General features: G+C 53.7%; 15 protein-coding genes and 1 pseudogene. 10 read left to right on the forward strand and 6 right to left on the reverse strand.

Going from position 1 to position 20,593, the window contains the following annotated elements:
- The first annotated feature begins 173 nt into the window (after positions 1 to 173).
- From RDV48_06595 to RDV48_06615, 5 genes are all read left to right on the forward strand, one after another.
- Positions 174 to 2,117 carry a methyltransferase domain-containing protein gene (locus RDV48_06595; GenBank protein ID MDQ7822448.1) on the forward strand — a complete coding sequence of 648 codons (1,944 nt, stop codon included), beginning with the start codon at positions 174 to 176 and terminating at the stop codon, positions 2,115 to 2,117.
- Between the two features lie 152 nt (positions 2,118 to 2,269).
- Positions 2,270 to 4,429, forward strand: a complete 2,160-nt coding sequence (locus tag RDV48_06600) for a PQQ-binding-like beta-propeller repeat protein (GenBank protein ID MDQ7822449.1) — start codon at positions 2,270 to 2,272, stop codon at positions 4,427 to 4,429.
- Complete coding sequence (locus tag RDV48_06605; protein MDQ7822450.1) at positions 4,429 to 4,905, forward strand: tetratricopeptide repeat protein; 477 nt, start codon at positions 4,429 to 4,431, stop codon at positions 4,903 to 4,905. The genes RDV48_06600 and RDV48_06605 overlap by 1 nt, the downstream gene beginning before the upstream one ends.
- A gap of 153 nt (positions 4,906 to 5,058) precedes the next feature.
- The gene (locus tag RDV48_06610; protein ID MDQ7822451.1) at positions 5,059 to 5,232 is read left to right on the forward strand and encodes a 4Fe-4S binding protein; all 174 of its coding nucleotides are present in this window, start codon (positions 5,059 to 5,061) and stop codon (positions 5,230 to 5,232) included.
- 153 nt (positions 5,233 to 5,385) lie between these two features.
- On the forward strand, positions 5,386 to 7,476 hold the full coding sequence (locus tag RDV48_06615; GenBank protein ID MDQ7822452.1) for a PQQ-binding-like beta-propeller repeat protein: 2,091 nt from the start codon (positions 5,386 to 5,388) through the stop codon (positions 7,474 to 7,476).
- Positions 7,477 to 7,558: 82 nt separating this feature from the next.
- Here the strand turns inward: RDV48_06615 and RDV48_06620 are convergent, their stop codons facing one another.
- A complete protein-coding gene (locus RDV48_06620) occupies positions 7,559 to 9,271 on the reverse strand; it encodes a hypothetical protein (GenBank protein ID MDQ7822453.1) in 1,713 nt (570 codons plus the stop codon).
- Positions 9,272 to 9,583: 312 nt separating this feature from the next.
- On the opposite strand from RDV48_06620, the gene RDV48_06625 reads away from it, so the two are divergent.
- Positions 9,584 to 11,146, forward strand: coding sequence for a HEAT repeat domain-containing protein (locus RDV48_06625; protein MDQ7822454.1), 1,563 nt, complete (start codon positions 9,584 to 9,586; stop codon positions 11,144 to 11,146).
- A 6-nt stretch (positions 11,147 to 11,152) separates the two neighbouring features.
- Here RDV48_06625 and RDV48_06630 read toward each other — a convergent pair whose 3' ends face one another.
- Both RDV48_06630 and RDV48_06635 read right to left on the reverse strand, forming a co-directional pair.
- Positions 11,153 to 12,310 (reverse strand): tetratricopeptide repeat protein, encoded by a 1,158-nt coding sequence (locus RDV48_06630; protein ID MDQ7822455.1) that lies wholly within the window; start codon positions 12,308 to 12,310, stop codon positions 11,153 to 11,155.
- A 39-nt stretch (positions 12,311 to 12,349) separates the two neighbouring features.
- The gene (locus RDV48_06635; GenBank protein MDQ7822456.1) at positions 12,350 to 12,841 is read right to left on the reverse strand and encodes a 4-diphosphocytidyl-2C-methyl-D-erythritol kinase; all 492 of its coding nucleotides are present in this window, start codon (positions 12,839 to 12,841) and stop codon (positions 12,350 to 12,352) included.
- A 288-nt stretch (positions 12,842 to 13,129) separates the two neighbouring features.
- Here RDV48_06635 and RDV48_06640 point away from each other — a divergent pair, with 288 nt between their 5' ends.
- On the forward strand, positions 13,130 to 13,927 hold the full coding sequence (locus tag RDV48_06640) for a site-specific DNA-methyltransferase (GenBank protein MDQ7822457.1): 798 nt from the start codon (positions 13,130 to 13,132) through the stop codon (positions 13,925 to 13,927).
- 4 nt (positions 13,928 to 13,931) lie between these two features.
- Here the strand turns inward: RDV48_06640 and RDV48_06645 are convergent, their stop codons facing one another.
- Positions 13,932 to 15,572: a metallopeptidase TldD-related protein gene (locus RDV48_06645; GenBank protein ID MDQ7822458.1), complete on the reverse strand. Its 1,641-nt coding sequence runs from the start codon at positions 15,570 to 15,572 to the stop codon at positions 13,932 to 13,934.
- 215 nt (positions 15,573 to 15,787) lie between these two features.
- Here RDV48_06645 and RDV48_06650 point away from each other — a divergent pair, with 215 nt between their 5' ends.
- Together RDV48_06650 and RDV48_06655 are read left to right on the forward strand one after the other, a co-directional pair.
- Positions 15,788 to 17,758 carry a tetratricopeptide repeat protein gene (locus tag RDV48_06650; protein MDQ7822459.1) on the forward strand — a complete coding sequence of 657 codons (1,971 nt, stop codon included), beginning with the start codon at positions 15,788 to 15,790 and terminating at the stop codon, positions 17,756 to 17,758.
- An 80-nt stretch (positions 17,759 to 17,838) separates the two neighbouring features.
- Positions 17,839 to 17,946: pseudogene (locus RDV48_06655) on the forward strand (DinB family protein).
- Positions 17,947 to 17,970: 24 nt separating this feature from the next.
- Here RDV48_06655 and RDV48_06660 read toward each other — a convergent pair.
- Together RDV48_06660 and RDV48_06665 are read right to left on the reverse strand one after the other, a co-directional pair.
- Positions 17,971 to 18,876 (reverse strand): A/G-specific adenine glycosylase, encoded by a 906-nt coding sequence (locus RDV48_06660; protein MDQ7822460.1) that lies wholly within the window; start codon positions 18,874 to 18,876, stop codon positions 17,971 to 17,973.
- Positions 18,857 to 19,828, reverse strand: a complete 972-nt coding sequence (locus RDV48_06665; protein MDQ7822461.1) for an ACT domain-containing protein — start codon at positions 19,826 to 19,828, stop codon at positions 18,857 to 18,859. The genes RDV48_06660 and RDV48_06665 overlap by 20 nt, the downstream gene beginning before the upstream one ends.
- 242 nt (positions 19,829 to 20,070) lie before the next feature.
- Between RDV48_06665 and RDV48_06670 the strand changes: the two genes are divergently transcribed.
- Positions 20,071 to 20,592 (forward strand): 3D domain-containing protein, encoded by a 522-nt coding sequence (locus tag RDV48_06670; GenBank protein ID MDQ7822462.1) that lies wholly within the window; start codon positions 20,071 to 20,073, stop codon positions 20,590 to 20,592.
- Position 20,593 lies beyond the last annotated feature (1 nt).

Here is a 20,593-nt window from a genome sequence, read left to right on the forward strand (position 1 = left end):
GCCATAAGAAATTTGCTTTCTCGCGAAGGTATGCTATAATACTGAAAAATTCCCCGCATTGCAGCAAGGCACGTTCAGAGAAAAGGAGCCTGGCGATGGAGAAGGATTTCCCGAAAGAAAAGATTTCCCAGAAAAAAAATGGTATAGCTCCCCAGAAAAACGGGACGGCGCCCATGAAAACATGCTCTGCTCCTGTCAGAAAGACCCTGGGCCCCGTTCATAACCTTGAGGAGCACGTGAATCCCGACTGGTGGAAACGGATCTTCAACTCCATCTACCTCAAGACCGATGCCGACGTTGTTGATGACAGCAATATCACGCGCTCTGAAGTCGATCTCATCCTGGGCATCCTTGGCGCAGGCCAGGATTCAAGGATGCTGGACCTCTGCTGCGGGCAGGGCCGCCACACCATTGAGCTCGCAAGTCGCGGCTACAAGAACACCGACGGGCTTGACCGGTCCCATTACCTCATTCAGAAGGCAAAAGCCCATTGCAAAAAGGAAAACCTCCCGGTGAGATTCAGGGAGGGCGACGCAAGGAAAATGCCCTATCCCCACGATACCTTTGAGGTGGTCATGATTCTGGGAAACAGCTACGGGTATTTCGAGACCGTGGAAGATGACATAAGGGTTCTCAAGGAAGTCTTCAAAGTGCTCAAGCCATGGGGCAAGATCATAATTGACGTCACTGACGGTGAGTACATCAGGAACAATTTTCTGTCCCGGTCATGGGAATGGATAGACAAGCAGCATTTCGTATGCAGGGAGCGCACCCTGTCCCATGACAGGCAGCGCCTCATCTCCCGCGAAGTGGTCACCCATATAAGCAAAGGCGTCATTGTAGACCAGTTTTACGCTGAGAGGCTTTACACAAGGGAGAGCCTGAGCGAGCTCCTGAAAAAGGCGGGCTTTGCCGACGTGACGGTCCATGATACCATCTTGACGGACTCCCAGAGGAATCAGGATCTTGGCATGATGGAGCGGAGAATCATTGTCACGGCCTTATGCCGCAAGGAGTGGGCTCCTGACAGGAGAAAGGGGGGCACCACCATAAAGGATGTCGCGGTGCTCCTCGGCGATCCTTCGCGGCCCGATCCACTCAAGCCTCTTGGAATCTTTGACGATGATGATTTCTACACAATCGATCAGCTCAAGGACGCCCTGAGGCAGCTGAAAGACTACCGCTTCACCTATCTCACCCATCATGAATCGCTTTTCATGGATCTGCTCAAGCTGCGCTCCAAGACGAGCTTTATTTTCAACCTCTGCGACGAGGGATTCCTCAATGATCCCACCAAGGAGCTCCATGTGCCGGCCCTCCTGGACATGATCAGAATCCCTTACACCGGTGCAGGCCCCCAGTGCATCTCCCACTGCTATGACAAGTCCCTCGTGAGAGGAATTGCCAAGGAGATGGGCATACGGGTGCCCGAGGCCTTTTTCATCAAGCCTGAGGACAGCACCTTTGAGCTTCCCTTTGAATTTCCCGTCATCGTCAAGCCCAATTTCGGCGACGGCAGCTTTGGAATCACGCAGCGGTCAGTGGTGTGCACCTTTGAGGCACTCCTCAACGCCATCATAGAGATCAGGGAGCGGTTCGGCTACGACAAGCCCATCCTGGTGGAAGAGTTTCTCGTGGGAAAAGACCTCACATGCGGGATTATCGGAAACCCTCCCGGAGCCTACACGGTCCTGCCCCTCATAGAGGAAGACTACTCGATGCTCCCTGACGATCTCCCCAAGATATGCGCATATGAGGCAAAATGGTCACCGGAATCGCCTTACTGGAACCTCAGGTCCATCCCTGCCGTGCTCCCCGAAGCGACGGAGAAGGCAATCATAGAGTGCTCGCTTCTGCTTTTCGAGCGTCTAGAATGCCGCGACTATGCCCGCTTTGACTGGAGGCTCGATGGTGAAGGCTCCCATAAGCTTCTGGAAGTAAATCCCAATCCGGGATGGTGCTGGGATGGGCACCTCGTCAAGATGGGCAAGTTGACGGGCATGTCTTATGCCGAGACGCTGGAGGCTATCCTCCATGCCACGGAGCAGAGGCTGGGCATCTCGGCCGATGAGAAGCGCGAGGATGCAATAGAGAAAGTCCTCCTCGCCACCTGCTGATTTCCTCTTCAACTGGCACCTCTAAAACCTGCCTTGAGCAGGTTTTTTTTCCGCCGAAAACGAAGTCTAGACCATGACCCGGCGCCCTCAGATCCCGGTTTGCCTCAGATAAGCACCAGCGACCGGCAAGTTTACTCAAGTGGGGGATTGTTATGTGGAACATATTCAAAAAAACCGATGACTCTGACAAGGAAGAGAAACAGTCGATGGAGATCCTCAGATGGTACTATGCCCACAAGGCATTGCCTGATGACGTATTTCATGACGGCAGCCTTTATCACGATCCAGGCGGGACCCTGCTTTTCACCGCCGTTGGCGACAAGGAGCTTTTTACCCTTGCCGCTCAGAATGGAGCCTCCCTCTGGAAGCACAGCGTAAAGAAAGGCCTCCATTATGCACCTTCGGCCTATGCATATGGCAGCAATTTTGTCACGGTAACCAAACAGGGAAATGTGCAGGCCCTTGACCTTGAGAACCGGAAAGTGGCGTGGGAGAAAAAAGTGGAGACCCAGATCCACAGGGCTCCCCTTGGATGGGATGACGTCCTGCTGCTGTTCGGGGAGAAAGATTCAAAGACGCAGTCCGCGGGGCACATAACGGCCCTTTCATGCAAGGATGGCGCACTGCTCTGGGAGAAGCCATTTGGAGTCGCATCCGCGCCGCTCTCCCACCAGGACAGGGTGCTGATAGACTCCCTGGATGGTTTCATCTATTTTCTTGATCTGCACAGCGGTGAAGCGCTCTGGCGCTATAAGAAGCTTGAGATCACAAGCAGCATAGGGGCATCATTTTCCAATGACGCGGTCTTTGTGATAGAAAATGAGCATGTGTACGCACTCCTGCTCAAGGACGGAACCCTTGCCTGGCAGATAAGGATCAACAACGAGGTCTGCCGGGGGCTGGCCTATAACGACCATGCCATATTCTTCCTGGCCCGCGACGGATTCGTGTACTCCCTGAACATCGAGCGGGGAAGCCTTATATGGAAATACCAGATTACTGCCGTGAATCCCCTCAATCCCAGGGAGTATCGTCTGAATCCCCTTCTGGCCGACGACACGCTCTTCATATTCAGAAGCGATTCACTTTACGGGCTCGGTGCGGGGAATGGAAGGCTCAAGTGCAACAAGGCCCTCAATAATGAAAAGGTTATCACCATCCCGCACCCTGTAGTGCTCCCGGGATATGTGATTTTCTGTGACGGCCGCAGGAACCTCTTCCTTTTCGACGAGCAGAAGATGAAAGTGCTCTGGCAGACTGAGCTGGATAAGAAGAATATTGTCATTGTCACCATGCAGTCCTATGAGAAAAACCTCTATATTCTCTCAGCGGAGGGCGCCGTATTCTGCTTGAATATGGAAAGGATATTCGCTTCTCTGGGCACAGAATTTCCCACTGCCCACCATGCGGAAAAATCCAGGACCCTCCCGGGCCTGTTGAAGGCCGTCCATGCCGAGCCCTCTCAAAAGCCGGCACACGCCATGACTCCTCTCCAGAAATATCATGACAAGCACCCTGAAGATCATCAACAGCCCGGGCCTGCCGGTCCCGGGCCTGACGAGCCGCAGGGCAAGGTCCAGGAGCCTGCCGCAGCTCCCGACCTGCCGGTGGTGAGCACGCCTCCCCTGGAAGCAAGACCTGACGGCGAGATGATCCTCCCGGCAGCAGAATCATCAGACGGTATTGACGTTGACAGCATTCTCTATGAAGTGGAAGGGGATATCGCAAGGCAGCTTGAAGAAATCAGTGAGTCTCCGGTATTACAGGAGCCGGTTCCCTTCCTGGAAGAGGCTGAGGCCCATAAAAGTGACGAAGGAGAACCCTCCCCGGCGGAGGAGCAGAAAAAGGAACCGGCAGGCGCCCCCTCGGCGGAGGAGCCGGAGGAGCAGAAAAAGGAACCGGCAGGCGCCCCCTCGGCGGAGGAACCGGTGAAGGCTGCTGAGAAGGGAGAGCCAGCGGCTTCCGACAGCGAGACTTTAAAATCCCTCAAGGTGTTCATGGCAGGGAAATTCGATATTCTCATCGGGCGTATTGACAAGCTTGCCCGCATGGTTGAAAAAGGCCAGCCCCACGATGAAGAGGGCAGTTCCGCAGAAAAGGAGGCCGAGCTCCAGAAGGATAGAGAGAAGATAGATCTTATAGTGTCCCATGTCTCGCATATCTTCAAATACCTGCAGTATCTCAAGCAGGAAGTGGATGCCATGAAGGCATTCCTGGCGGGAACTTCAGAGAGGATTGATGCTGCCGACGGAATCAATGAAGAGCATTTTGAGCTCCCTCCCGACAGCGGGGATATAATGAAGGACTCCTGATGGAACCGCAGGGACAGGATGCCGGTTACTACGCCAGGGAGGGATATTCCCTCCTGCGGGAGCAGCGCGTTGACGAGGCCAGGGAATTGCTTGAAAAAGCCCTCTCTCTCGATGACACCCACCGCGGGGCTCTCAACAGCCTTGGGTTCATATACTATTTCGCGGGAGAGTTTGAAAAAGGCGTGGCGCTCTGCCAGAAGACCGTCGGTCTTTACCCCGGCGATGCTTATGCGCATAAGGGCCTTGGGCTCCACCTCGCAAAAACCGGCAGGGTCGCCGAGGGCGTGGAAGCCCTGAAAAAAGCGCTCATTCTGGACCCCGGTTTTACTGACGCATACCACGACCTCGCCGTGGTGTATCATGAGCAGGGCGACTTCCAGTCTGCACGCCTCACCCTGGAAGAGGGACTGAAAAAGGCAGGCACCCCCCGGCAGCAGAAGCAGTTCAGAAGATTCCTGGAAAAACTGGGGCAGTAATTTTATTTGGAGGAATTTATCATTATATGACGAATAGGTGATTTTGGCCATCTGGGGGATATACCTGGAGCCATTACCAGGGGTCATCCCAAGTGGAAAGCGCCGACAATGCATCACCCGATGGTGCACAATTTATTAAGAAAGGATGATAATATGGCAGCCATAGTTGACAAAGGAAAATGCACCGCATGCGGAGCTTGCGGGGAAGTGTGCCCTGTTGAGGCGATCAAGATCAATGACGTGGCCGTAATCAACGAGGAAGAGTGCCTTGAGTGCGGTGCATGCGTGAGCGAATGCCCGAGTGAGGCCATAAGTCTTCCTGAATAGAACCGTCAGGATGGTATTTTTGCATACTTTTGACTGATGATTTCTTTAAAGAACCTCTCTTGACTGCCACACAGCGCTGAGAGGTTCTTGGTTTTTATGGCACTCTCATGGCTCAGGTGCCCTGTTATGCTACCCTGCGGTCCTGGAGGAATTGTGGGAAAAATAGACTGCCCAAGCTGCAAAAAGCAGGTTGACGAGGATATGCTCTTCTGTCCTTATTGCTTCAGCGAGTTTGACAAGGCACAGGGAGATGATGACGGGGACGGCACTGAGGGGGAGGAGGAAGAAGAGCCCTCCGCTGAGCCTGAAAGGCCGGCAAGAGCAGAGAAACCCGATTTCCTCGGGGAGGGCGATGAGGGGCTCCTCATAGATAACAGGTACAGCATCATAGAGCCTTATCATTTCACCTGCTCCAGGGCGATCTACAAAGTTGAGGATCTCTCCGACGCAGGCACTTTTTACTCCCTCAGGGAGTTCCTCATCCAGGGCGAGGACCTGCTTCAGAAGGAAGATATCGTCGAAAGGTTTGAAGAGGCCGCCGAGCGCTACGTGAATCTCTCCCATCCTTCGATTATCAAGATATTTGACTATTTCAACGAGGAGAACTATCTCTACCTTGTCTATGAATTCATGGAGGGAAAGAACTTCACCCAGTTTCTCCCGGAATTTCACACACGGGTGGGTCATGCCATCCCTGAAGGCCTCCTTATCTCCTGGGGGCTCATTCTGAGCGAGATGCTCGAATATCTTCATGGCCTTTCCCCCCGGCCCGTTTACGTCGTTGACATGCCGCCTTCATCTCTCGTCATCGATGAGGAGGCTTCCCATATTTACTACATCAATATAGGAATCCCGCACATTCTGAGCGCCGTGGGAATGAGCGAAGGCGATGAGTACGTGGAAAAGCTCGAGATCAAGGAGGAATTCAACTCCGCTTCAAGGGACATATGGTGCCTGGGGGCATTTCTCTATTTTCTCATCTCCAGCGTTGATCTGCAGAAGTACCGGAGCATCGAGCCTGAGAAGATTGAGAGCCTGCGGCCCGACCTGTCAAAGAGCTTCGTGGAGATACTTTACAGGATGCTGGGAACACCCGGAAGAAAGCTGTCCCATTACGAGAGCGTAAAAACGTTAAAGCACGAGCTGCTGGAGAAATGCAGGCCCCGGAACCTGAAAACCTATGACTTCTATTATACCTACCGGGGGATCGATCTCTCCGACGTGCAGTGGGACAACTTCCTGGGAAACACGGGCAGGACCTCGAGCGTGGGCGCAGGGCCGCGGATCCCCATGAAACGCGCATGGAGCTGCGGTACGAGAAATGCAACGATTGCCCACCTTGCACCCTGCGGTGACAAGCTCCTCGTGAGCTTCAACGACGGCCATTTCTTCCTTTTTGACATGGAGAGAGGCTCGGCGGAATGGAGCTATTCACTCAAGGAATCCATCAACGCCCCGGTGGTCCATGACAGGGTGATCTATGTGAGCTCGCCCTCTACGCCTCATCTTGTGGCAATCAAGGCGGGGAAATCGTCAGTGTTCTGGGAGGCAGCCATCGAGGGCATGGTCATGTGCTCACCGTGTGCCAAGGAGGATATTCTCTATCAGGTGACTTACGACGGAACCATCGTTGCCATCGAGCTTTCCGAGGGAGAGATATTCTGGAGGGAGCCCCTGGAGGTTCGGACCATCTCGGCCCCCGCCCTCTACGACGAAGTGCTCTACCTCACAGCCCTCAACGGGATTGTATACGCGGTGAACCTCGAAGACAGGGACTTTCTATGGCAGTTCAACACCGAGGGAAGCATCTCCACGCCCGGCGCGGTCCTCCCTGAATTGGTCATCGCAGGCAACCACGAGGGTTTTCTCTTCTGCATCGAGCGCCAGAATGGTGACCTGAGGTGGGAATATGACCTGAAGGGCTCCATCACCCATCCGATAAGAGCCGTGGAAGACATGGTGATCTGCATCACCCAGAAAGGGATCATGCACCATGTGAATGCCGAGAGCGGCGAGATTCTCTGGAAAGTGAACCTGGGCAGCGTCTTTGAGTATCATTACGCGGTGACCCACAATAAAATCTATGTGCTTATGCCTGAGCAGAGGCTCTATTGCTTTGATTCATTCACCGGCAAGCTTCTGGACAAGGTCGTCCTGGACGAGAAGGTCATCTCGGTGCCGCTCATTGTGAACGGAGCCCTTTTCCTTGTCACGCAGTCAGGGACAGTGCTCTGCTATCGTTAGGGGCATCCCGGGCCTCCACGACCTGCCAGGAAGTTTAAGAAAAAAAAGCCCTCAGGAGAGGGCTTTTTATCGGGCCAGTGCTTTACGAGACTACAGGGATTCTCATGATCTTCTTCTTCCCGTCGGGCGTGCTGGTGGCAAGGCCCTGGTAGATCTCCGTGTCGGTCTTGAAGATGCTGTCAGACTTGCTCTGCTCGGTAACGAGATCCTTCTTGATACAATTGAGAACTCCGTTTCTCACATCCTGTTTCTTCTCTTCGTCTATGGAGTCAAAGGTGGCGTCCACAAGATTTCCCGATTTATCGAAGGCAATGGTGAGGCCGCCGTTGACGTCCACAACGTAGCCCTCGTACTTGCCGAACTCCTTCCCCGAGAGAGGCATCTCCTCAGTGAACTGAAGGCTCACCGTGGTGTCCCCGTTTTTGCCCCTGGCGATTTCCGTGAGCTTCAGCGTGAGGCCGTCAGGAACGCCCAGGCTTCCCCCATGGGCTTCCAGGAATTTCTGCACGTCCTGCGCTGTTGAGGGGCTCTTCTTGAGGCGCACCGAGGGAAGGGCCTCCATATGGGCATCCAGCTTGCTTATGTCACTCTCGGTGATGATCTTGCGGTCCAGGAAAGCCTTCCTGATCTCCTGCTCATTGCTCCCGCCGTTCTTGAGCCTGTCGGCCTTTATCATGCCGAGGGCCACGTCCTTATACTTGCACTTGGTCTGCGGCGCAAGGTCTATTGCCTTGTAGAAGAGATCCCCGAAGGTGTCGCGGGCTTTCACCACGGCTTCGGTCTGGTCCTTGGAGCCAGGGAGGTTCTTCTGGTAAAGACCGTCTATCAGGTCGTAGCAGGCTCCCGAGAGAACCCTTGAGAAGCTGTGGGACTCTCCCGAGAGCTGATCGGGATCATGGGTATCAGGGAGTGAATCGGGATCAGCATAAGTAAATTTGTTGAGCATTGAGCGCAGATAGAGCTGGTTGTCATTTTCAGGCTTCTGGTCTTCAAGGTGGATGGCTTTGCCGAACTCCTCGCCAAGCCTTGAGACAAGGCTCTCGTTCCTGAAGTTTCCGCCGTTCTGCTCGAGGAGGAGCTTTATATTCCCCTCGTCATGGAGGGCATAATTCATCGCGGCGATATCCGAGTAAGCCTCATGGGTGCCCATTGTCTCGGAGTCCCAGCCGAGGTACTGGGGTCTTATGCCGTCAAGGGCGCCATGGCCCACTATCTCGTGGATGACAATGTCGGGATCCTCGGAGGTCTGCACCACCTTATCAAGGGGAGGGGATTTGAAGAAGAAGAAATTTGCCGAGCGGTCCTGCCTTGAATAATAAGCGTTCTTTCCCTCCTGCTTGTGGGGGAGGATTGAGAGCTTGGAGCTGAAAGCCCAGTTTATCGATGAGCCCCTGAACTTTTCCGCCATTTCCATACCCCGTGCCGCCGTGGCAAAGGCATTCACCTGGTCAAACTGCGGCGTGCCCACCTCGTAAAGGTAATTGCCCTCGAGGTCGGGAATGGCCTTGGGATTGCTCTTGTCTACCATCTGCATGCGGTTGTTGGAGACCGTGGAGCCTATCTGATCCTGAGGGAAGTCCACGGTTTTTGCCGTCGTGACCGCGGGGCTCTGGGGAAGGATGTTTACCTTTATCTTCCTGGGTGGCTCCTGCGTGGCGTCAGGCCGGGAAATGCTCACCGAGTCATCCCTGGAGCCTTCAGAAGGGCCCTCTTTTTCGTGGCTTTCAGGCTTCATCGAGAGGTCGCCTTGTTTTTGGACAGCATTGAATTGAAGCGGTCTTATCGTATTATCCATCTAATCCTCCTGGCACAATAAATAAAGGCAGGGCTGACCATGTCTGATTATCCCATGACAGCCCCTCTTTGTAAATAGATTTTCATGTTAACAAGATGTTAACAATTCCATGGACCACTGCCCGGAATAGATTCCGTAATGGACTGGAGCATTCGGTGCAGAGAGGCATGGGGCATTGCTGCCCCATGAAGCGGGAGGAGGAAAGATGCTCACGGGGAAAGAAACACCTCTCCGGAACTCTTTATGCGGCAGTGAAAAGAAGTAAAGTGCCGCCCGAGGCCATCGAAAATTTCTGATACAGGAGCGAAGTGAATGGATAAGATAATGCAGTTTCTCCCCGTCAATATCGATAATCTTGAAAAGAAGAAGGACATCCCCGGCCTTGTGAAAGTGCTCAACACCCACAAGGACAATGCCACAAGACAGAAGGCAGCCTTTGCCCTCTCCAAGGTAAGGGATGAAAACGGCATTCCGCACCTGGTGAGCATTCTTGAAAACAAGGCGGAGCCCGAGAAGCTTCGGTCATCCTGTGCCCTTGCCCTTGGACAGTTCAAGAACGAGGAAGCTGAGATCGTCCTCATCAAGGCAATGAAAACCGAGGAATCGGAAGAGGTGAGATCGGGCATTCTCCAGGCACTGGCGGACTTCAATACACCGGGATCCATAAAAGCCCTTGTGATAGCCATCGGCGACAAATCAGCAAGGATCAAGAACAGCGCCGGCTCATCACTGGGCATTGCCAACGAGGCTGCCGCACAGTGCCTTTACAATGCGCTGTGCAATGAGAATGATCAGGCAAGGCTCAAAGCCGCGAGGGATATAGGCGCCACAAAGAACAGGAAGATCATTGACATTATCGCCGCTTTCTCGAGAGACCCTGACAGCAGGGTAAGAAAAAAGGCCATACAGGCGCTTGGCGCTTTCGACAGCGAAGCGGTGATCGAGCCCCTCCGCGAAAGGCTTGAGAAGGATGAGGATGAGAACGTTTCTGCAGTCTTCACGGCCCTCTCCCGGATAAAGAGCGACAAGCTCATAGACACTTACATCGAAGGGCTGGGGAGACTCAGTCACACTATCAGGCAGTCATGTATCAACGCCCTCTGCGAGAGGAGGACTGAGAAATGCGTGGAAGCCATCATACCTCTCCTCAAAGACCCCAATGAGGCCCCGGAGCTGAGAGTGAATATTGCAAAGGCCCTCGGCAAGGTCAAGGGCAATATCTCTCTCGATGCGCTCCTTGCAGTGCTAGATACCGATCACGATGCCCTCCGCACCCGCGTTGAGGAGTCCCTGGCCGAGATGGGCCACCCCGATCTTGCCGCGCGCCTTGTAGTGCTCGCTTCCTCTGAAAATGAGAACGTGAGGCGCTCGGTAGTGAAGATCTTCGGCAAGATAAAGAAGGCTCATACTGCCGATACTCTCGTCGATATGCTCAACGACAGCTCAGAAGAGGTGAGAAGCCATGTCGTGCTCAATCTTGGCGAATTCTCGGTTCCAAAAGTCATCGACAGCCTCTCGAAAATACTGGGCGACAGGAGTGAAAAGACTGCCATGAGAGGATCAGCAGCGAGATCGCTTGGAAGAATAGCCGATGAAAGGGCAATCTATCCCCTCCTTGACGCTTTGAAGGACGAGGAAGAATACGTGAGGGGAAGTGCAGCAATGGCACTGGGAGCTTTCAAGAAGGGCGAGGTCATTGAGTCTCTGGGAGCGGCCCTCAATGACCGCTCGGAGCTTGTGAGGTGCTATGCAGTGGAGTCCCTGGGGCAGGTCAAGGACGTAAAGGTTCTGGACATCCTCAAGAGAGCCGAGCAGGATCCCTCCGACAAGGTGAAAGAAGCTGTGGCAAGAGCCATGAAAAACGTCGGGAAATAGCTGCCCTTAAGGCTTCCCTGCAAGCGCGGCGAGAGCCTCCACCTTCTGCTCTATGATCCTTCTCTTGGCCGGGTCGCTGCAGAGTGCGAGGAACCTCCCGTAGGACCTGATGGATTCCTCCATATTCCCTGTTTTCTCATAGATCGAGGCCATGGAAAGGAGGGCAATCTCCTCATGGGGGTTGATGGCCAGGGCGCGCTCCATCTCCTTTATGGTCTCTGCAGTATTTTCCTCGCAGTACCATACATTTCCCAGGCAGGCATGGTATATGGCATTGTCGGGCTCAAGCTCAATGGCTTTCTGGTATGACCTTCTGGCCTCTTGATGCTGTCCCATCGTCAGGTGGGCAAGGCCCTTGTTCCCCCAGGCCTGGGCATTCACGGAGTCAATTGCAAGGGCGCTGTCATAATGGGCCATGGCCTTCTCAATATCGCCAATGCCATGGGAGAGGAAGCCCAGTTTGAGGTGCGCCGAGTAGTCGAGGGGATCAAGCCCGAGGCAGCACTCATACTCTTGCACCGCCTTCTCATACTGCCCCTGCTGCTCATGGAACCAGCCAAGAGATGAATGGACCACAGGGTCGCCCGGGCTCATCTCGAAGGCGCCCATAAGGTTCTGGAAAGCCCTGTCAGGAGCTCCCCTTGCGAGAAAGAGGGTGCTTATGTCCAGGAAGTCGGTGATGGTCACCGGGGTGAACCACTCGAGCTGCTCCTCGTAGTAAGTGAACCTCAGGTCAATAAACTCCTTGAAAAGGGGGACGAGCTTTCTCCAGAGTGCATGGGCGCTCTCCAGGTCCTGCCTGAAGACGCACCCTTCCAGGAGAGGGCGGTGGGGTGAAAGGCCGTATATCCTGCAGCACATCGGCCTTGCGAGGTAAACTGAGCATCCCGACTCGAGGCAGTAAGGGCATCGGGCTTTTGAGCCGTCCGGATTCTTCAGCCTGCTGTTCAGGAAATCAATGTATGAACGAGGGTGATCTCTTTCAGGATAAAATTCATAGAGGTATTCAAGCTCCAATGAGCTTACAGGGAAGCGGTAAAGGAAATGGCAGCAGCGCGTGCAGTCACCGCAGTGATTATCTTCGCTCCCGATCCCCACGGCCATGATCTCCCTGTCCAGGTGGCCGTAAATAGCCTGAAGCCTTTCATGGTATTTCTTTTTCATGTGATACTCCTTTGCTCTGCGGCGTTCAGTGGCCCCATTTCATTTAAATTCCCTGTTGGCCCAGGTGATGAACTCCGTGAGGCTCATCACCTCTATGGCCTTATGGCGGTTGCTCTCGCTCGTATATTTTTTCTCCCTTACCGCGTTCCTAAGCCACTCGACGGCGCCCTGCTTCCATCCGCCGCCGTCGATGATGATGATGATGTGATCTTCAGGCATCGCCTCGATGCAGTTGAGATAGAGGTAAGGGAGCTTTTCATCAACGGAGCCGCTCACCTGCTGCCATTTGCATTCTATCCTTATCTTCTTCTGATGCTTATCGGAAATGAGAAGAAACTCCGTTGTCCCCTGGTGGCCGTACACTGAGGTATATCTCACATTAGTGACGAGGAGCTCTTTCGTGAAAAGATCAGGGCTCTTGTGCCAGTCCTGGGACCTCACTATCAGGAAGCCCTTGCTGGAAAAGACATTTTTCACCGTGTGCTCTAGCAGGTTTCCTGATACGTTGGCCTGCCCGCCCTGGCTTGCCATCTTCCCTCCGCAGGCGAATCATTCTGTAAAGCTCCAGGAGAACCTGGAAAAGGCAAGTACATAGTATATGAAAAAGAATGAGGCGTCAACCCTGCCAATTCCCTGCACAGCCACTTCTTCTTCAGATTGAAAGGAATCTTCATGGGACCGACAGCCATGGATCAGAGGGCAGGTATATACTTGAAAATGCAGCAAGCACCATTACCATGATATGCCGGGTATTCCCTGGAGAACTATTGATGAGATGTGCTATAATATATGCAAAACAAAGGTGACCTGGAAGCTGAGATGAAACCTTATTACGAGGACAAGGACTTCACCCTCATCGAGGGCGACTGCAGGGAATACCTTGCTGCGCTGCCCGCCGATTCCCTTGACATGATTTTTGCCGATCCGCCCTACAACCTGTCAAACGGGGGCTTTACATGCCACGCGGGGCGAAGGGTGCCGGTGAACAAGGGCAAATGGGATATGAGCCGGGGCATGGAAGAAGACTTTGCCTTCCACCTGGAGTGGATAAAGGCATGCAGGCGGGTGCTGAAACCCTCGGGCACCATATGGATAAGCGGCACTTACCACTCCATATATGCCTGCGGCTATGCCCTGCAGCTTGCAGGCTACAAACTCCTCAACGATATTGCCTGGTTCAAGCCCAATGCGTCGCCCAACCTGAGCTGCCGGTATTTCACGGCAAGCCACGAGACCCTGCTCTGGGCGAAGAAGGATGAAAAAGCGAAGCACACCTTCAACTACGAGGTGATGAAAGGCGGTGACTGGCCCGATGACCTCATCAAGAAACCCGGCAGGCAGATGCGCTCCCTCTGGGCCATTTACACGCCCAAGACAGCAGAGAAGGTCCACGGGAAACACCCCACGCAGAAGCCTCTGGCCCTTCTCAGGAGGATACTCCTCGCATCAACCTGCGAAGGCGACCTTGTGCTTGATCCCTTCACGGGAAGCTCCACGACGGGCATCATGGCCGCTCAGCTCGGCAGGAGATTTATCGGTATCGATACGGAGCGGTCGTTCCTCAAGCTTTCAAAAAAGCGTTACGATGACCTGAAAAAGGCCATGACCTCCCGGTAAAATGCTATACAATGGCGGGCGGGGGAAGTATGGGCGGCTTCTTGTTTTTCTCCTTGGTTTTCTGAAGCTCAATCTCCTCGACAAGCACGGCCGGTGCAATGGCTGAGACAGGTATCCATCCTGATTCCGCCCCGCATATCGCGTTATGGACCTCGGGAGTGTCGCCTGCAGCGATTATCTTGCTGATGCTCGTCAAAGGAGTCCCTACAAACTGGACGCCCCGCACAAGAGTTTCCCTGCCGGTTGAGAGATTGACCTTGTACACCATTTTGGGATTGCCGCTGAAAGCCTGGAAGCTGTAGCGCGAAGTGTTAGTCTCACCGCTGTCAACATTCCTGATTATGAGGCCATGGGGCTTCTTCTGCCGCCTTGCCTCCTTGAGAAGGAGGCTTTTGAGCTCCGCCTTGCTCTTCCCGTCGCTTGTATGGACAAAGAAGCTGGCCATCCGCGCCTGGGGGAACTCGTAAAAATCATTTCTTCCGTGGCCGTTGGAGTGAGAAAAGCCCTCCACAGGCGTCCTTGAAAGAAGGTATCCCTCGAGGATGCCTTCCTTCACAAGGGTGACCTTCTGGCCCGGAATCCCTTCATCATCATAGAGGTAACTTCCGAGAAGAGATTTCCCGCCGAAGGATTTTACCGAGGGGTCATCTACTATGGTCAATGAAGGGGACAGGACCCTCTCCCCAAGCTTTCCGCTGAAGGTATGGCCCTCCTCGCTTGATATCTGCCTCTCACCCTCGAGCCTGTGGCCGATGGCCTCGTGGAAAAAAACGCCTGCCGCTTCGGGCTCAAAAATTGCCGGGCCGCTGTATGGATCAAGCAAGGGAGCCTTCATCAGGTTCGAGAGATCGCGGACAAGGTTCTCGCGCTCGCGCTCCATGAAGTCATCGCCGGGTATTTCGAGGTGATCACGGTAGTAGAAATTCCTGGTCAGGTTCAGGGGCATCCCGTCATCGGCCAGCGCCGAGGCATGGAGCCCGAAGACATGGTAGAAATTTTCCGTGATAATCTCTGAGCCGTCAGTGTTGACAATGAACTTGGTCTCCTTTTTGCCCATCATCTGGACCCAGGTATTGATGAATTTCCTGCAGTTCCTGAAGTTGCCTGATATCTTTCTTACGCTCTCACGGAAGCGTACGTCATCAAAGGTCAAAGGCCTGCAGGGATCAACGTGATGAGAAGCATGTTCCTTGCTAAAATCAGGGATTTTCTTCTTTTTAATGACCTCGTTGAGCATCCGTCCCTTTTTTTCCAGATACTGGGCCAGAGCCTCCTTGTATTTCAGATCGGTGAGCCTCCACAGGGCCAGTCTCAGCGCATTGATATTGTTCTCAATGGGCCCCTGGAGAAACTTGTGGGATTCCGCCTTTTCGAGAACCTTCCTGGGGACTCCGCCGTTTATCGTGTTGTCGAAATCGTGGGAGCCGACCCTTACCTCGCAATACATATGGCGGGTTTTCTCCCTGGAGTTCAGAAAAAGAGCCCCGTACCGGCCCCAGATGTTGTAAGAATCATACTCTTTTATTACATAGCCTATGAAGTAAGGCTTCTCGAAATTTTCAAGAGTGATGCGGGAAAAAGCCCTCTTCTGCTCCTTCTTCATTGCTTTCAGAATAATGAGGCGGCTGTCTGAGTCGTTGATCATTTCAATCACCTTGCCGGGACAGGACTTTGTGTGACCTCTCAATATTATTGTTTTTTGCCTTTTTTCCTGCAACGCCCCTGGAGCGCCAGATGGTGCGACGGAGAGCAATTTCTCCATAAAGGATTCACGGAAAGACATGAAGAAGGATATTTCTGCCCGTTGCGCTCACAACGAGTGTCCATATACGTTAAAAAGTTCCGAAGGCACAGCACCGGATGGAATCATCAAAAGAGGCAAAGATAATCCCAGCGGCTCTCCAGTGGAAAAGCACCCTCCATCCAGGGAAATGGAAAAAGGGATCACTTCTGTTCCACCAGTTCAAAGTCGAGTCCGTAAGCTGGGGAGCGCTTTTTCTGGAAGTCACCGTTCTCGAGGAGGAGAGGGGGACACGCTATGTATTCAAGACTTTCAGGCCCGACTTTGAATGGAGTGAAGAAGTCTTTGACCGCCTCGAGCATGAGGGCTCCCGATGGGCAGCACTTGAGAGCCATGGGAACATCCTGAAGGCCTTCGGCGTGGTGAAAACCGACCCGCAGTCCCTTCTTGTGCGTGAGCATTTCGAGGGGAACGACCTCACGGGGTGGATAGGAACTCCCGAGCTCGACATCAGGCAGGCCCTTGACTTCGCGCTCCAGTGCGCCGATGCCATGGACCAGGCCTCCAGGGCAGGCGGCCTGGTCCACAGGGATCTCAAGCCGGGGAGCCTTTTCATCACTTCAGGGAAAGTGCTCAAGGTCACTGATTTCGGCCTTTCCAGGATCTTCGATGGAACCGAAGTGCCGGACTCCTTCCGGAGCGAGAAGTCTCTCTCCTCATATTGCTACCGCCTCTCCAAGACGGGATACTGGCTTGGCATTCCCCTCTACATGGCACCTGAGCAGGAGGCAAGCAGGGCCCATTCCCATACACTGTGCGATATATTCTCCTTCGGTATGATTCTCTATGAGATGACAGCTGTGCCTCACCGCTCGCTTACCAAGGAATGGAATGAGCAGATGAAGGGTCTTTATGAGATAATCCGCAAAAAAGAGAGCAGCCCTGACCTCTTCGCCGGGATTGACAAAATTCCCCGGCGGATTGGAGAGGCCGTGTCGCGGTGTCTGTCAAGACTGCCAGAAGATCGGTACCAGAGCTTTGCTGATGTCAGGAGCGATCTGGCCTCCATATACCTTGAAATGGCGGGACATGAATATGAGCCTCCTCCCGGCGTCATCGGCGGCAATAATGGAAACGACGCCATAAAAGCCTTCATCACCCTCACCAGGGGCGAGTATGGAAGCGCCATGAGAAGTTATAACAAAGCTCTTGAAGCAGACAGAACGAAACCTGCGCTCTGGTTCTGGCGTGGCGTTGCCCTCATGCTCGACGGACGCTACACTGACGCGGTAAAAAGCCTTCTCAAGTCTCAGAAGATAAACCCTGAGATGAAATATATTTATGAGCTGGCAGGGAATGCCTCAACAGCACTGGGCAGGTACGCTGATGCGCTGGAGTTTTATTCCAGGGTTCTCTCTGAGCAGCCCGATAACCTTGAGCTCTGGAAGAAAAAGGGAGAGGCCCTGACTCTGCTGGGAGCTCACAGTGACGCGATATGCGCCTTTGATGAGATAATCCGCAGGTCGCCGCAGAACGCCGACGCCTGGAAAAGGAAGGGCATCTCGCTCAGGCACCTCGGCCGGTTTGATGACGCCCTTGAATGCTTTCAGAAAGCCCTTGAGGACAATGACGATGACTCTGAGCTCTGGCTCAACATCGCGCTCACGGCGGAAAACCTCTCGAAGTATGATGCCGCCCTTAAATACCTGGAGAGAAGCATCGAGCTTTCACCCCGGTATGCCGATGCACTCAACCACAGGGGCCTGATCATGAACAGGCTCAGCAGGTACTCTGAAGCGATTGACTGTTTTAACAGGGCCCTTGTGTCAAACCAGAGGCTTGAAAAGGCATGGAACGGAAAAGGAGTGGCTCTCATGGCCTTCAGAAGGCATGCCGAGGCTCTTAACTGCTTTATCATGGCAGTGGATATAAATCCCCTCTTTGCAGAAGCCTGGACCAACAAAGGCAACTCCCTTGGCTCACTTGGGAAATTCAATGAGGCCATGGAATGCTTTGCCAAGGCTGCGGCGCTTGATCCGCTCTCTGCAGAAGCGAAACGGGGCATGGCAGTCTTTGGCGGCACCTACTAGAAGTATCCCCGCACCCCCCTCCCCGCAGATCCCGGGCCAGAAACGAAGGCAGCAGGAGAGGAGTAACCCCCGCTGCGGGGAATATTCTCCATCACCGGGGACAGCTCTCGGTATACCTCCGCCTGCAGAATATCCCTGTGCCATCAATATATGGCCCTTCTGCCGACGAGACAGGCCCGATGCAATGACAGCCTTATAAATCCCTTTTCGCTTCAGCGTATGCTGAGCAGTCCACACTCTTCGCCAATGAACCCTTCCTCGAGAAGCTCGCCGGCGGCTCTTGCAACGGCTTCAATGGGGACTTCCAGGTGCCCTGCAAGGTCCTCCCTGGAAAGGGGATAAGAGGCAAGAAGGGTCCGCAGCAGCAGCCCCCGCACCTGCCGGTGCGATCCCTGGAAAGGGCTCTGCCTGCGGTGGTGGGCGCTTTTCTTCCCCGGGTTGGCCAGCTGCTTCTTGAGGAATACGCCGTAATCCATGAGGGCATGATACCATTCCCGGGGATTCTCTCTTTCCAGGGTCTTCTCCACAAGGGGAAGGATGTCCCTGTCATGGACAGAAGTGCACCGGCGATAGAAGAAATGGATGAACAGGGCCCTGATATTGGTCTCAATGAAGGCCAGGGGCAGATTGAATGCAAAGACACATATGGATCGGGCGGTAGCATCGCCTATGCCTGGCAATGTTCTGAGAATCTCAGGATCAGATGGAAGCCTGCCATCATAAGTATTAATCACTAGAGCGGCAATCTTTTTAAGTGCCAGCGCTCTTCTGTTGTAACCAAGCCCCTGCCATGCCTCAAGGACATCAGAAAGAGGAGCCGCCGCCAGTGAGGCAAACCCGGGGTACCGTGCAATAAAGGGCTCATATTTCTGCCTGACCCGCTCAACCTGCGTCTGCTGGAGCATGACTTCGGAAACGGTTACCCTGTAGGGATTTATTTCGGTCCGCCATGGGAGGCTCCGCCCGAAGCTGCGGTAATAACCCATGATGAGCTCCCTGAAGCGCCTTATATCAGCGGGCTCAATACTTGAGGGATCAAAGTCCAGGCTCCCGGTGAGCGACTCGCATGCCTGCAGATCTGCTCCCTTCCGAAGCATGTCATTGGAGCTTGTTTTCATAGACAATATCCTCATGGGTCAGGTGAAATCTTGCCATAAGGGCCTCTATGGCCGTAGGCAGGTCTTCCTCCCTTATCAGGCAAGAGATCGTGATGTGAGAGTCCGTGTTTCTCAGCACATTGACCTGTCCTTCCTCAAGGGCCCGGTATATTTCTGCCATGACCCCCGGCGTGCCTTTCATACCTATCCCTGTCACAGATACTTTGGCGAAGCCCTTATGAAGCGAAAAGGAGACTCCCTGGCTCTTCAGAATGCATTCCGCTTTGTCAAGGTATTTTTCAAGGAGGATGAAGTAGAGCTCCTCATAGCATATATTGATCATATCAAGGCTTATTCCCCTTGCCGCCAGCTCTGAGAGCATCACAAGACGTTTTTCATCGAGGTCTTCGCCACCATCTAATTCCACATGGCATTCCACAACATTTACCACCACAATCGCACCACTCACCGCCCTGTTTTTCTCCGCAAAGGAGCGCTCATTCCCCGAAAACCCGGGAAGAGGAGCATTCCCGCCTGCGGCTTTGTGATTGATTTCCCAGGGGGGTGTCGAGAGAAGGGGCGTCAATTCCCCTTCAGCATTCATCCTGAATGACCCGGCCACAATAAGCACTTCTCTTTTGGCCTTTCGAGCGGTGAATGGTTCCTGCGACAGGCCTGACAGCACGCGGGCGCTGATCCCCCGGGCCCTCAGCATGTGGGCCATGATAACGGCATCCCTTATCCCGTGGCAGAAATCAAGGAGATCGGAGTCCCTCCTGTCCAGCAGGCGGCCCTTCAGTTCAGGAAGGGCTTTCGAGGTGGAGCTGTCTCCTGCGCCCGGAAAGACCACAAGGGTGACTTCCCTGCCATCGGCAGCCCACCGGGAGATCTTTCCTGCCATTTCGGCGACTCTGGCGCTGTTATCAAGAAAGTCTGTTCCAATGTGGCAGATGCGGGGCGTGGTTTTTGTCACGGTATCACAAATCCTCTCATTGCTCCTGATCCAGAAACCGGCGCAACACTTGATAAATTCAGGGAGAAAGAGCCTTCTCCTCCATGGCTTTCATGGAATGTTTTTCAAGGAAAAAGGAGATCGAGGGGAAGGGGAGAACATGGGTGAAAGCTCTTAAGGGAACATTCAGTAAATATAGAGTTCCCTCGCTGTTACGAGCTTTCTCCCGCTTGAAGAGCAATAATCTAAGGAGGAGAAGCCCTATGAAAAAGAGCAGTGTTCTGTTAGCCTGCATACTCCTCTCGGCGTTATTTCTTGTAATTCCTGCCAGAGTATCCGTCACCTTTGCACAGCAGCCTGACGATGAGGCAGTAGTGACAGTCGAAGGAGAAGTAATCAAGGAAGCCGTCCAGGTCGGCAGCGCTGAAAACGTTGCCCCTATGAAAAAGAATCTGCTTGAGTACAGAAAAAAGAGAGAGAAAAAAGGATACCAGGCCCCTCCCGGCGCTGAGAAAAAGTCATTTTCCCTCAATGTTGAAGCCCGTTCCTACTGCCTCAGGGGCTTCACCTCAAGGGGAGTCTACACGAGAATGGGAGTTATTGCCGTCGATCCCCGCATCATACCATACGGGTCCAAGATTTATATCCCCGGATTCGGCTGGGGGACGGCTCTGGACACGGGGGGAGCCATTGTGGGCCGCTCGATAGATATCTGGATGCCTACCTATTCGCAGTGCATGCAGTGGGGAGTGCGGAACGTGACGGTAAAAGTGGTGAAGCCCTGAG

Source organism: Candidatus Eremiobacterota bacterium (assembly GCA_031082125.1).
Lineage (GTDB): Bacteria > Vulcanimicrobiota > CADAWZ01 > CADAWZ01 > Ess09-12 > Ess09-12.